Genomic DNA, 13714 nt, shown 5'->3' on the forward strand with positions numbered 1-13714 from the left:
GTCTATCATAGAATTTCCCCCTTGGATAATATATATTTTCAATCGCCATGATAGGAATTGTCTATGAAATGAAAAAAATCACACTAAAAGTGTGATTGGGTTAGTTCTTAAAATACTTCTTAGTCTCAGCAACAACTACTGGGGACAAGACCAAAAGGGCAATCAAGTTAGGTAAGGCCATCAAGGCATTGACGATGTCTGCGATAATCCAAACCATATCCAACTCTATAAATCCTCCCAACAAGACCATGAGTACAAAAACCACACGGTAGAGCCAGATAAAACGAACACCAAAGAGAAACTCAAAACAGCGTTCCCCGTAGTAATTCCAGCCGAGAATTGTCGTAAAGGCAAAGAGAACCAAGAAGATTGTTAGGACAATTGAGCCAAAATCTGAAAAGACCATAGAAAATGCTGACTGGGTCAAGGCAACTCCATTCAATTCACCACTCCAAACCCCAGTTACCAAGATGGTTAAACCTGTCAGAGTACAGATAATCAACGTATCAATAAAGGTTCCTGTCATGGAAATCAAGCCTTGCTCGACAGGCTCATTTGTCTTAGCTGCAGCCGCTGCAATGGGAGCTGAACCAAGACCAGATTCGTTAGAGAAGACTCCCCGCGCCACACCATTTTGGATAGCCATCCGAATACTGGCACCTGCAAAACCACCTACCGCAGCAGCTGGACTAAAGGCTGAAGTAAAGATGAGGGCAAGTGTGGCTGGGATTTTCTCGATATTAAAGAGAATAACTGTAAGAGTTCCTAAAATATAGACAATAGCCATAAAAGGAACCACTGCTGTCGAAACTTTTGATATGGATTTAAGACCACCAAAGACAGCAATCCCTACAAAAATGGATAAAATCAGAGCCGTAATAGCTGGATCAACTTGGGCTGTATTTTGAATGGATTCTGTAATTGAATTGACTTGGGTAAAGGTACCAATACCTAAAAGGGCTACCAATACACCCGCTAGGGCAAAGAAGATAGCAAGTGGACGCCACTTTTCTCCCATCCCCAAAAGGATGTAATGCATGGGTCCTCCAGCTACAGCCCCATTTGCATCCTTGCTACGGTATTTGATTGCCAGCAAGCCTTCAGCGTACTTGGTTGCCATCCCAAAGAAAGCCGCCATCCACATCCAAAAGAGGGCCCCTGGCCCCCCAACCTTAATGGCTGTCGCGACCCCGATGATATTTCCCGTACCAACGGTGGCTGCTAGAGCCGTACAGAGAGCAGCAAAGCTCGACACATCGCCGTGCCCCTTATCCTTGGTAAAGATCAACTGAAAGGCCTTAGGGAGACGAGCAACCTGCAAAAGGCCTAGTCGGATGGTCAAATAAATACCCGTTCCGACCAATAAGATCAAGAGGGGAGGTCCCCAAACGAAAGCATCAAGCGCTTTTAGCAATTCTAACATATCCTACTCCTATCTTTCAACCCCAAAAGAAAGAGCACATGCAAGATACATGTACTCTGGAATGCTTAGATAAATGCCAAAAAGCGGTCTATCCTAGCTCTGTCCTTTTACCTGAGAGTTTGAGCAGTTACCTGCCTTGCCCCTTCGGTGCCTTTACGGTCTCTCCAGAGTTCCGTCCATTTACAGTCATGGAAAACAAACCTTTCTCCACTTCTATTAAACTTCATTCGGTGTTGGTATTTTATTTTTTATTATTTTACAAGAAAAGTTAGCCTTTGTCAATATATTCTATGAAAATTTTTGACCTTTCATTTCTTTTTTCAGAAAGGTTGACTCCTTCTTCTCTCTATCCTTTAAAGGTCACAATGGTGGCACCACTGCCTCCAGCATTTTGTGGAGCATAGCCAAAACTCTTGACATGCTTGTTTCTTTGCAGGTATTTGGTGACGCCCTCACGGATGACTCCTGTTCCGATACCATGGATAATATCTACCTGCGCCATGTTATTAAGCAGGGCTTGGTCGATAAAGGCGTCCAGCTCATTCATGGCCTCTTCGTACCGTTTGCCTCGGAGATCCAGTCTGGCTTGCGGACCACGATCAGAAGCACGTTTGACGACATTGACTTGTTTTTTCTTGACTGGGGCTTCTTGTTGGCTCTGAACAAGGTCAAATTCTTTCTCTTCCAAGGTCATCTTGATCAAGCCAACTTGGGCTTCCCAACGGCCGTCCTTAAGCTGATTGGTCAAGGTTCCACGTTGACCATAACTGAGGACCACAATATCATCTCCAACCTTTGGTGCTCGTTTTTTCTTGGCTTTTTGAAGGACCTTGTTTTTAGACAAGTAGACTTTTTCAGGAGCCAATTTTTTCAGTTCAGCCTTGGCTTCAATGATTTCGTGAGGTTTGAGTTGAGACTTACTGTGGAGGTTCTTAAGAATCTGGTCACTCTCACTTAGAGCGAGTTCCACAATCTCAGCAGCTTGTTCACGCGCCTTGTTAAGCTCTGTTTCCTTCTCGCGATTGAGTTCGTTGTAGAGTTTTTTGAGTGCTCGGTTCATCTTAAGATTTTCTTGCTCCACCTCACGAATATTGTCCAAGCGTTTGCGACTTTCAAGCGTTTGCTCTTCCAATTGTTCAATGATACGGTTGACATCATTATCTTGATTGACCTGCTGGCTGGCATCTCCTACGATGACATCTGACAAGCCCAGACGTTTGGCAATTTCAAAGGCATTGCTTCGACCAGGAACGCCCTGCATAAAGCGATAGGTCGGGCGAAGAGTCGCAGTATCAAACTCCATGCTGGCATTTTGCACAAAGGCTGTTTCGATACCGTAAGCCTTGAGCTCTGGATAGTGGGTCGTCGCCATAGTCTTGACCTGACGGAGACGAAGATCCTCCAAAATAGCCATAGCAAGTGCTGCTCCTTCCTGCGGATCGGTACCAGCCCCGAGCTCATCTAGTAATAAAAGCGAGTGTTGGTTGACCTTGCTAAGAATATCTACGATATTGGTCATGTGGCTGGAAAAGGTAGACAAGCTTTGCTCAATAGACTGTTCATCCCCAATATCTGCGAAGATTTCCTCGAAAACACCGACACGGCTCCCCTTATCAGCTAGAATGGGTAATCCAGATTGGGCCATGAGTTGAGTCAAGCCCAGGGTTTTGAGCATGATGGTCTTACCACCTGTATTGGGACCTGTAATGACAATGGCCGTTAATTCCTTACCAAAATGTACATCGTTTGCGACAGCATTTTTGACCAAAGGGTGACGAACATGAAGGAGTTGAATCTCTTGATTCTCTGAAAGTTGAGGAACAACCGCTTGCATTTCTTGAATAAAACGCACCTTTGCACGAATCAAGTCTAAATGGCCGATAATCCAAGCGTCATTAGCAATCTCATTAGCATGAGGACGAACCCGTTCTGAGAGTTCCTGCAGGATGCGAATCATCTCATAGCGTTCGTCAGCTCGTAGACTAGCAATTTCTTCGCTCAGCTTCACGACCTCACGCGGCTCGATGTAGACCGTGTTTCCACTGGCAGAGATGTCATGAACAACACCTGCGATCTTGTTGCGGTAGGTGTTCTTGACTGGTAAGACTTGACGCCCATTTCTACTAGCGATAATCCCTTCTGTCAACATCTGAGCTTTTTGCTTGAGCAGGTCGTGTAAGACATCTCGGACCTGACTCTCGCTATCATGGATTTTCCGACGGATGCGTGCCAGTTCTTCGCTGGCAAAATTCTCGATAAATCCTGCATCATTTAGGGCTTGAAGACTCCCTTGCAAGTGTGGAAAATCATGCAGTTTTTCAAACCATCTCGCCAACTGTGCCAAGCGTACGTTTTCTAGATTGGCATAAAAACTTTGCAACTCTCTGCTGGCAAGCAAGACCCGTTTGAGGAGTAGGAACTCCTCGATATTGAGGTCTGCCCCCATCTCCAAACGCCTGCAAACAGATGAGATCTCACGTGTCCCTAGGATGGAAAAGTGAGGTTGCTCCACAAATAGGGCTTGCATTTCCTCCATCTCTGTAAAGGCTTGTTTGATCTTATCCACCTTAGCAGTTGGAACCAAGCTTTTTAACTCCTCTAGTCCTTGTTCTGTCAAGAGATGAGGTTCAAATAAGGCTTTGATTTTATTAAATTCTAAGGTTTCTAGTATTTTTGTATTCATATTCTTTCCTTGTATATTTGTTTACAAGATTGTAGCAACTAGAGGTTGTGACCTAGTCCTCCAATCTGTAAACAAAGGGCTAGGAAAAATCCCGCCCTTTTTATCCGATTAAATTTGTCACCCAGAGTTGTTTGATAAGATTTGTCGTAAAAGGGACACTTTGGATGATGTTTTTGGCTACTATACTTTTTTCGAGTGAATTTTGAATGACTGCCAGAGGCACAGTTGCAAGAATGGTCAGAGCCATCTGCAAGACAAATAAGGTTACTAATAGAGACAAGACACCTGCTCCAATACGAAACCACTTGACATCGAGCTTTTTAGTCGGAATCAAGTGGAGGAACAAACCGATAAAACGTCCGATACTATAACAAATCCCGAAAACTAGAAGGTAGGCTAGACCCGCATAAAAGACCTTGTCTAGCTGAAAAAGCTGGTCTGAAGGGAAGAAAAAGGTGCCCTGTCCTTCCTGAGGATTGGCATAAGGGACAAGCAAGTGGAAGTGATCTCCCAGTGATTTATAAAACTGTCCCGCAACAAAGGCTGAAACCACTGCAACGAGGAAATAATAAACTTGCAACACCAAACCTCTACGGTAGCCAATGTAAAAGCCCCAAGCCAGAACCAATAAGAGTAGGATTGAAATCATAGGGAATCCTCAATCTTGCTCTGCTCTTGTTTGACAGCAATCAACTTGTGGCGAAGTTCTAACAACTCTTGCTCCTTATCATCAAATTCAATCTCACGATTGAGTTGTGTAGACAGGCAATTGACCGCCAAAAGAAGCGCAATGGTCTCATCATCCGCCCCAGGCATTTGTTCTTTAATTGCTTGGTATTTTTCAGTCGCAACCTTGGCAATTTCCTCCATAAAGAGGTTGTCATGCTCGGTTGTCAAGGTTAATGTCTTTTTCCCGAATGTAAACTTATATCGATTTAGATTTGCCATAAAATTCACCTCACGATATTATACCAAATTTCGCTAACTTTGTCAGTTTTTACCAATTCTCCTGCTTTTGTGGTACAATAGAGACTATGGCAAGTATCACACTCACACCAAGTGAACAGGAAATTCAGAGCTTTTTAAGTCAGTATCAGAAGGCTCTCAGTCCTAGTAAAAATCCCTATATCCGCTATTTTTTGCGCTTTCCTCAGGCGACTGTTTCCGTCTATACTTCTGGAAAAGTCCTCCTGCAAGGCGAAGCTGCTGAGCAGTACGCCAGTTTCTTTGGCCATGAGGTTCAACAAGAAAACAGTGGACAAGATTTTCCTATGATTGGGACCGATGAGGTGGGAAATGGTTCCTACTTTGGCGGACTAGCTGTCGTGGCTTCCTTCGTGACACCTGACCAGCACGACTTCTTGCGAAAACTCGGCGTGGGGGATTCTAAGACTCTGACAGACCAAAAGATTCGTCAGCTTGCCCCTATCCTCAAGGAAAAGATTCCACACCAAGCCCTCCTCCTTTCACCGAGCAAGTACAACGAAGTTATCGGAGAGCGTTACAATGCTGTTTCTGTAAAGGTTGCCCTTCACAACCAAGCTATCTTTCTCCTGCTTCAAAAAGGAGTCCAGCCAGAGAAAATCGTGATTGATGCTTTTACAAGTCCTAAAAACTATGACAAGTACTTGGCGCAAGAAGCCAACCGTTTTCCAAATAAGATCACTTTGGAAGAAAAAGCTGAGGGCAAATACTTGGCTGTTGCGGTTAGCTCTATCATCGCGCGGGATCTCTTCCTCGAAAACTTGGAAAATCTTGGACGAGAACTGGGCTATCAACTGCCAAGTGGCGCTGGAACTGCATCTGATAAGGTTGCTAGCAAAATCCTGCAAGCCTATGGTATGAAGGGACTTCATTTCTGCGCCAAACTGCATTTTAAAAACACTGAAAAAGCCAAAGCACTTCTAGAAAGGTGAGTTATGAATTCGTTTAAAACATTTCTAAAAGAATGGGGAGTTTTCTTCCTGATTATCGCGCTGGTCGGCCTTAGCCGTATCTTTCTTTGGAGCAATGTACGTGTGGAAGGACACTCGATGGACCCTACCCTAGCTGACGGAGAGGTTCTCTTCGTCGTCAAACACCTCCCAATTGACCGCTTCGACATCGTGGTTGCGCATGAAGAAGAAGGAAATAAAGACATTGTCAAAAGGGTCATCGGTATGCCAGGAGATACCATCCGCTACGAAAATGATAAACTTTTTATCAACGATAAGGAAACGGATGAACCTTATCTAGCTGAATACCTCAACTTGTTCAAAACAGAAAAGTTGCAAAACACCTATACTGGCAAAGGATTTGAAGGCAATAAGGGAGTTTACTTTAGAGAACTTGCTCAAAAAGCACAAGCCTTTACGGTCGATGTCAATTCCAACACCAGCTTCAGCTTTACTGTCCCTCAAGGTGAGTACCTTCTCCTTGGTGACGATCGTTTGGTCTCTAGCGACAGCCGCCATGTCGGTACTTTCAAGGCCAGCGATATCAAAGGCGAAGCAAAATTCCGTTTCTGGCCACTTAACCGTATCGGAACTTTTTAAGATAAGGAAGAGGCCGAGAATGCTAAGTCTCAGCCTCTTTTTCTATTGCGAGAAGAAGGCCTTTTCGTCATCTAGCTTTTCAAAGTGGCCAAGAGACCAATTCTCACGAACTCATGTAAAGGAAACCTATGGAAGTTTATTTTTCAGGCACCATTGAACGGATTATTTTTGAAAATGTCAGTAATTTTTATCGCATCCTCCTCCTAGATATCGAAGATACCAATGCGGAGGACTTTGACGATTTTGAAATCATCGTTACAGGAACCATGGCAGACGTGATTGAGGGCGAAGACTACACTTTTTGGGGGCAAATCGTTCAGCACTCCAAGTATGGTGAACAGCTACAGATCAGCCGTTATGAGCGAGCAAAACCCACTAGTAAAGGCTTGGTCAAGTATTTCTCCAGCAGCCATTTTAAGGGGATTGGACTCAAAACAGCTCAGAAAATCGTGGATACCTATGGCGAAAATACTATTGACGAAATTCTGGAGCACCCTGAGAAGCTGGAAAGCATTGCTGGACTCTCTGCCAAAAACCGTGAGGCTTTTGTTTCCACCCTCCGTCTTAACTATGGGACAGAGATGGTTTTGGCTAAACTTGCCAACTACGGCATTCCCAATAAACTAGCCTTTCAGATTCAAGACTTTTACAAGGAGGAAACTCTTGATGTGGTTGAAAATTATCCCTACCAGCTGGTCGAGGATATCAAAGGCTTGGGTTTTACCATCGCCGACCAATTAGCTGCCGAACTAGGCATCGAAAGTCAAGCTCCTGAACGCTTCCGTGCTGGCCTTGTCCACAGTCTCTTTCAAGGTTGTATGGATACGGGCGATACCTATATGGAGGCTCGAGATTTGCTGGAACAGACACTTACTCTCCTCGAGTTTTCCCGTCCCGTGGAACTCGATCCCAGCCAAGTAGCTCAGGAATTAGCTCATTTGATCGAAGAAGATAAAATCCAACAGGTGGATACCAAAATCTTTGATAACAGTCTCTTTTTCGCTGAAGAAGGCATTCGCAGTCACTTGGTTCGTATCCTTGAAAAAGAAAAGCAGAAAAATCAGGATTTGGAAACCATTCAAAAGCATATCGCTAGCGTTGAGAAAGAACTGGGTATCCAATACGATAGCATCCAAAAACAGGCTATCTGCGACGCTATCCAGAACAAGGTCTTTATCCTGACAGGTGGGCCTGGTACAGGTAAAACCACTGTTATCAATGGGATTATCGCTGTCTATGCCCTTTTAGAAGGACTTGACCTCAGGAAGAAAAGCAACTTACCTATCCTTCTAGCAGCTCCAACTGGTCGAGCCGCTCGGCGCATGAATGAATTGACAGGTTTGCCTAGCGCTACTATACACCGTCATTTGGGGATGACGGGAGACGATGATACAAGTCATCTGGAAGATTATCTGGATGCCGACTTTATTATCGTGGATGAGTTTTCTATGGTGGACACTTGGCTAGCCAACCAACTTTTCTCCAACATCTCCTCTAACAGCAAAATTCTCATCGTGGGTGATAGCGACCAGTTGCCTTCTGTTAGTCCTGGACAAGTCCTGGCTGATCTGCTCCAGATACCCCTGATTCCCCAGAGTCGCTTGGAAAAAATTTATCGTCAGAGTGAAGAATCAACTATCGTCACCTTGGCTAGTCAGATTCGACAAGGCATCTTGCCAGCTGACTTTACCCAGAAAAAAGCTGACCGTTCCTACTTTGAAATCGCTAGTGGCCATATCCCAGCTACGATTGAGAAAATTCTTGGTGCTGCCCTCAGAAGTGGCATTCCGGCTCGTGATATTCAGGTGCTAGCGCCCATGTATCGAGGAACTGCTGGTATTGACGCCATCAACCAGCTCATGCAAGACCTGCTCAATCCTCAGCAAAAGGGGCAAGTTAGCTTTGAAGCAACTCAGTGTCACTATCGAACAGGAGACAAGGTCATTCACCTAGTCAACGACGCTGAAGTTAATGTCTTTAACGGAGATCTAGGCTACATCACAGACCTGATTCCTGGAAAATACACCGAGTCCAAACAAGACGAGATTGTCATTGATTTTGATGGCAATGAGGTCATCTATCCACGCAACGAATGGTACAAGATTCGACTAGCCTATGCCATGAGCATCCATAAGTCTCAGGGAAGTGAGTTTCCTGTTGTCATCCTGCCCATCACCAGTGTTAGCAAGCGCATGCTGGAGCGAAATCTCATCTACACAGCCATTACACGCGCCAAAAGCAAACTTATCTTACTAGGTGAATTACAGGCTTTCGACTATGCAGTCAAGCACATCGGAACTGCCCGCAAGACCTATCTGATTGAACGCTTCAGTGATTTAATTGAAAATAATATTGAAGAAAGTAAACAAACCTTCTCTGAAACTGCCACAGCAAGTGACTCTGAACAATCCTACATCCTCACCGAGGAAAACTGGTCTAGTATTCCCGCTATGATTGGGTTTACAGATGCAGATCTCAAAGAGATTTTTGGAAAATAGTGCAACAAAAATCCCACCTAGTCAGGTGGGATTTTTGTTTATTAATACTCAATGAAAATCAAAGAGCAAACTAGGAAGATAGCCGCAGGTTGCTCAAAGTACAGCTTTGAGGTTGTAGATAGAACTGACGAAGTCAGTAACATATATACGGTAAGGCGACGCTGACGTGGTTTGAAGAGATTTTCGAAGAGTATAAGATTATTTAACTGTTGCTGTGCTTGTAATCAATTCAACAGCTTTTTTGATAGCGATATCGTGTTTCAACATGTCAGCTGAAAGCAAGTTTTGTACTTGTGCAACTTCCATGTTGTAGTCTGCTGCCAATTGCTCAATTTCTTTTTGGATTTCTTCTTCTGAAGCGTCAAATCCTTCAGCTTTGGCAACTGCTTCGATAACAAGGTTAGTCTTCGTACGTGACTCAGCTTCTGCTTCGTATTGTTTGTGAAGGTCTTCTTGAGTAGTTCCTGTGATTTGGAAGTACATGTCAGGGTTGATACCTTGACGTTGTAAGTTTCCAAGGAATTCATTTACTGAACGGTGAACTTCTTCGTGGATCATTTCTTCTGGAAGTTCTACGATTTCAGCATTTTCTACAGCTTTATCGATTGCTGCACCTTCAACGGCATCTTTGTATGCTTCTTCTTTCGCAGCAGTCAATTCTTTGCGGTATTTTTCTTTCAATTCGTCAAGAGTTTCAACTTCTTCGTCGATATCTTTTGCAAGTTCATCATCAAGAGCTGGAACTTCTTTAGCTTTTACTTCGTGGATAGTTGTTACGAATTTAGCTTCTTTACCTGCAAGATCTTCTGCTTGGTAGTCTTCTGGGAATGTTACAACAACATCAACAGTTTCACCAGCTGAGTGACCTACCAATTGGTCTTCGAAACCAGGGATGAATTGACCTGATCCAAGTCCAAGTGAGAAGTTTTCACCTTTTCCACCGTCAAATTCAACACCGTCGATAGAACCTACGAAGTCAATCACAACAGTGTCGCCATTTTCAGCAGCAGCTTCTTTGATAACCAATTCGGCCAAGTTGTTGCGTTCGCGCTCGATACGTTCTTCAACGTCAGCGTCTGTAACTTCTTTTTCTACATCTACTGATACTTCAAGGTTTTTGTAGTCACCTAATTTTACTTCAGGTTTTGTCACGACTTCAGCAGTGATGACCCAGTCTTGACCTTTTTCCATTGAAGTTACGTCAATTTTTGGTTGCGCAACCACTTCAAGACCAGCTTCTTTTACTGCAGCTTCATAAGCGTTTGGCAAAAGTGCGTTCATTGCATCTTGATAAAGAGCTTCTTCACCAAATTTTTGGTCGAAGATAGGGCGTGGAAGGTGACCTTTACGGAAACCTGGAACGTTAAGAGTTTTCTTTACTGAGTTAAATACACGGTCCAATTCTGGTTTGATTTGGTCTTGAGAGATTGTGAAAGTCAAGACACCACGGTTTGTTTCTTTGTTTTCAAATGATACAGACATTCTGTCATTTCTCCTTAAAATTTTTAATACAGTCCATTATACCATATGATAGCGACTTTTTTCAAGTAATGAATGCGCTTTTCAATAGTGCTAGAGGTACTTGCTCGCTTCCTTGATACTAAGTTCAGCCATTCTCTTCTGATTTTTTTCAATAAAACGTGCTACCCATTCGGGATTGGTTTTAGAGTAGTCTCTTAGAGCCCAGCCGAGGGCTTTGTTGATAAAAAATTCTGTCTGGTCCAGATTGTTGACCAGGATCTTTTCCATTAGTTGGACATTCGTTTTCTCTTTTCTTAACATCTGGTGGTCAATAGCGACTCGTCTCAGCCAGATATTGTCTGATAGGCTCCATTTTAAAAGCGCTTCTTCGAGTTTCGGATGATCGGCTACCAAACTCCCTACTACTCGATCTAGGATATCTACCGTGTCCCACCAGGACTTGGTCACGACCAGGCGCTCAAGCTTAGGCAAATCATCCTTCGTTAGATAAGACTGCATGGCTTTCAAGTAGTTGGCAGCTACATATTGGTATTCTCTAGCCTCCTTTTCCCAGCAGATATCTACAAAATCCCAATCGATAATCTTTGTTTTTTTCGCTTCTGGAAAATACTTTTTATAGAGGGCATTTCTTTCAGGACCTGCAATGCCTAGAAAGGGAAATTGATGGCGCATATAGGCTTCCATTGGGCCCGCTTTCTCAGGGTCTTTTGCCGCTTCTAGCTCCACAAGTAAATCTGTTAGATTCATCTAAAAATCCTCCTGCCTGACCAAGTGGTGCTGAAAGGCATAGACTGCAGCCTGAGTGCGATCGCTGACCTCAAGCTTGGCTAGGATGTTGGATACATGGGTCTTGACCGTCTTGAGGGAGATGAAGAGCTCATCTGCGATGCGCTGATTTTCATAGCCCTTAGCGATGAGTTGAAGCACATCTCGCTCACGCGCAGTCAGATCCTCATGAAGTTCGATATGATTGCGGTGGTATTCGACCTTCTTGCTGACCTCTTGTTCAATAGCAAGCTCACCAGCGGCAACCTTACGAACAGCGTGCAGCAATTCATCCGCACTTGAAGTTTTGAGCATATAGCCCCTAGCACCCGCGTTTAAGACAGGCATGATTTTTTCATTGTCTAGGTAAGAGGTCACAATCAAAATCTTGGCTTCAGGCCATTCTTTGAGAATAGCCAGGGTTGCATCAATCCCATTCATCTCAGGCATGACGATATCCATGACAATAACATCTGGACGCAATTCCAAGGCCAAGTCAATACCTTGAGATCCATTGGCTGCCTCGCCCACAACTTCTACATCCTCTTGGAGGTCAAAGTAGCTTTTCAAGCCCAATCGGACCATTTCATGGTCATCTACCAGTAAAATTTTCATCTATACTCCTTTATGATTCCTTATCTAGCAGGGGGATACGGATATCAACCGCCAGTCCTTGCTTTGGAGCTGTCAAGAGTTGAACCGTTCCTGCCATATCTTCAACCCGCTCCTTGATGTTTCGCAGTCCGTAACTCAAGTCATCTAAACTCCCTAACTGGAAGCCAATCCCATTGTCCACCACCTTCAGTTGCAATTCAACATCTGTCTGATAGAGGTAGACATCTAAGCAAGATGCCTGAGCATGGCGGAGGGTATTGCTAATCAACTCCTGCAAAATACGGAAGATATGTTCTTCAATCTTCTTAGGCAATTTAGACACATTTTGCTTGAGACTGACCTTGAGATCGCTCTTGTCCTCAAGCTCTTTTAAGAGGATTTGAATCCCCTCAACCAAACTCTTCTCTTCCAACTCAACTGGTCGCAAATGTAGGAGCAAGACTCGCAAATCTTTCTGGGCTGTCTCTAGGATGGCCGCGACACTTTGCAACTGGGTCTGCATCTTTTCTCTATCAAGCTTCAAAGCCTGCTGACTGACACCTGATAAAATCATATGGGCTGCAAACAACTCCTGACTAACTGTATCGTGTAAGTCACGTGCTATCCGCTTTCGTTCTTTCTCGATGAGTGCTTCTTCCTTGACTAGGCTTTGATTTTCAGCCTTTTGAACAGCTTCTGTCAAGAGATTGAGCTTGCCAGACAAGGACTTAAAACTGGCGTCCAAGTCTAGATCTGCAAAAGAAACGACCTCTTTTCCTGCTAACAAGCGCTTGAGATTGACCTGCATTTTTCTGCGAGAAATTTCTTCCATCACGCGCCAAAAGAGAACAAAAAAGAAGGTCATGGAAAGGCTAAAGACCAAGATCAAGAAGATGAATTTCTCTGTTTTGTCGATATCTTGTAGCAAATAGGACCAATCAAGATTTAAAATATCAAGCAGACTATTGGTTAAAAAGAGGATAAAAAGGAGAGAAGTCAGGCCGATTATCAGATAAGATTGCTTTTTCATCCTCTAACCACCTCCACATCTCCAATCATACTGGTTAGGAAAATTTTGACGCTCTTGTTACTCTTGAGGTAGTCTCTGGTTTCCTGATGATAGTGTTCATTACGAAGGGATCTCTTAGGTTGATGAAGGAAGGTAAGATCTCCATAAAGACAGTTGACACTGAGGCTGATTTCCACATCTACAGGTACGATAATCCTAGTCGTTCCGACCATTTTTCTAAGGATAATGACATTGTCATGATTGGTTAGGATAACTCTTTCTAGATGAATGGTGTCCTTGCCCATGAGGCGAAAGAGGTTGATATCGTCAAACTGGCAGGTCTGGTGACTAGAGAAATGATGGAGATTGCCAAACCAAGGATTGCGTTCATTTTTAATCGTCACCACCTCTTCAAAGACCAGGTCGGTCTCCTCTCTTTCTTGATTCATCATTGGATAGAGAAGAAAGAGACTGTAAATCACTGCCACAAAGATCGCTAGAATCACAAAGGGATTAAGCATGACGATGAAAAAGAAAAGAATGGTCGCTACAAGGAGAAAGACGTTATTTCCCTCTTTACCTGTATAATAGCGCAGTAAGAGTAAAAAGAGGAACAGAATCAGCAGAAAACGCGAAAAATGCTCTGATACCATCAAAATCAGAGCTCCCGTCAACAGACAGGCTTCAATAAATAAAAAGATTTGAAATTTTTTCATAGCTGCATCC

12 protein-coding genes and 1 riboswitch are annotated in these 13714 nt (G+C 43.7%); of the genes, 3 read left to right on the forward strand and 9 right to left on the reverse strand.

Going from position 1 to position 13714, the window contains the following annotated elements; translation table 11 throughout:
* Window positions 1–100 precede the first annotated feature (100 nt).
* From GOM47_RS07890 to zapA, 4 genes are all read right to left on the reverse strand, one after another.
* On the reverse strand, window positions 101–1423 hold the full coding sequence (locus GOM47_RS07890; protein WP_235080441.1) for an alanine/glycine:cation symporter family protein: 1323 nt from the start codon (window positions 1421–1423) through the stop codon (window positions 101–103).
* Window positions 1424–1512: 89 nt separating this feature from the next.
* Window positions 1513–1601: riboswitch (glycine riboswitch) on the reverse strand.
* Between the two features lie 168 nt (window positions 1602–1769).
* A complete protein-coding gene (locus GOM47_RS07895) occupies window positions 1770–4106 on the reverse strand; it encodes an endonuclease MutS2 (protein WP_235080442.1) in 2337 nt (778 codons plus the stop codon).
* A 100-nt stretch (window positions 4107–4206) separates the two neighbouring features.
* Window positions 4207–4755: a CvpA family protein gene (locus GOM47_RS07900; RefSeq protein ID WP_235080443.1), complete on the reverse strand. Its 549-nt coding sequence runs from the start codon at window positions 4753–4755 to the stop codon at window positions 4207–4209.
* Window positions 4752–5054, reverse strand: coding sequence for a cell division protein ZapA (zapA, locus tag GOM47_RS07905; protein WP_000002028.1), 303 nt, complete (start codon window positions 5052–5054; stop codon window positions 4752–4754). Before zapA ends, GOM47_RS07900 begins: the two co-directional genes overlap by 4 nt.
* Window positions 5055–5140: 86 nt before the next feature.
* Between zapA and rnhC the strand changes: the two genes are divergently transcribed.
* The 3 genes from rnhC to GOM47_RS07920 all read left to right on the forward strand — a co-directional run bounded on the left by rnhC (window position 5141) and on the right by GOM47_RS07920 (window position 9138).
* Complete coding sequence (rnhC, locus tag GOM47_RS07910) at window positions 5141–6022, forward strand: ribonuclease HIII (RefSeq protein ID WP_235080444.1); 882 nt, start codon at window positions 5141–5143, stop codon at window positions 6020–6022.
* A 3-nt stretch (window positions 6023–6025) separates the two neighbouring features.
* Window positions 6026–6640 carry a signal peptidase I gene (gene lepB, locus GOM47_RS07915; protein WP_235080445.1) on the forward strand — a complete coding sequence of 205 codons (615 nt, stop codon included), beginning with the start codon at window positions 6026–6028 and terminating at the stop codon, window positions 6638–6640.
* A 128-nt stretch (window positions 6641–6768) separates the two neighbouring features.
* Entirely contained in the window at window positions 6769–9138 is a 2370-nt protein-coding gene (locus GOM47_RS07920) for an ATP-dependent RecD-like DNA helicase (protein ID WP_235080446.1), read from the forward strand.
* Between the two features lie 198 nt (window positions 9139–9336).
* Here GOM47_RS07920 and tig read toward each other — a convergent pair whose 3' ends face one another.
* From tig to liaF, 5 genes are all read right to left on the reverse strand, one after another.
* Window positions 9337–10620, reverse strand: coding sequence for a trigger factor (gene tig / locus GOM47_RS07925; RefSeq protein WP_235080447.1), 1284 nt, complete (start codon window positions 10618–10620; stop codon window positions 9337–9339).
* A 90-nt stretch (window positions 10621–10710) separates the two neighbouring features.
* Window positions 10711–11367: a DNA alkylation repair protein gene (locus GOM47_RS07930; RefSeq protein WP_235080448.1), complete on the reverse strand. Its 657-nt coding sequence runs from the start codon at window positions 11365–11367 to the stop codon at window positions 10711–10713.
* Window positions 11368–12000: a response regulator transcription factor gene (locus GOM47_RS07935; protein WP_235080449.1), complete on the reverse strand. Its 633-nt coding sequence runs from the start codon at window positions 11998–12000 to the stop codon at window positions 11368–11370.
* A gap of 10 nt (window positions 12001–12010) precedes the next feature.
* Complete coding sequence (locus GOM47_RS07940; RefSeq protein WP_235080450.1) at window positions 12011–13009, reverse strand: sensor histidine kinase; 999 nt, start codon at window positions 13007–13009, stop codon at window positions 12011–12013.
* A complete protein-coding gene (gene liaF, locus GOM47_RS07945) occupies window positions 13006–13704 on the reverse strand; it encodes a cell wall-active antibiotics response protein LiaF (RefSeq protein WP_235080451.1) in 699 nt (232 codons plus the stop codon). The genes GOM47_RS07940 and liaF overlap by 4 nt, the downstream gene beginning before the upstream one ends.
* Window positions 13705–13714: the final 10 nt, after the last annotated feature.

Source organism: Streptococcus oralis, from assembly GCF_021497945.1.
GTDB lineage: Bacteria > Bacillota > Bacilli > Lactobacillales > Streptococcaceae > Streptococcus > Streptococcus oralis_BR.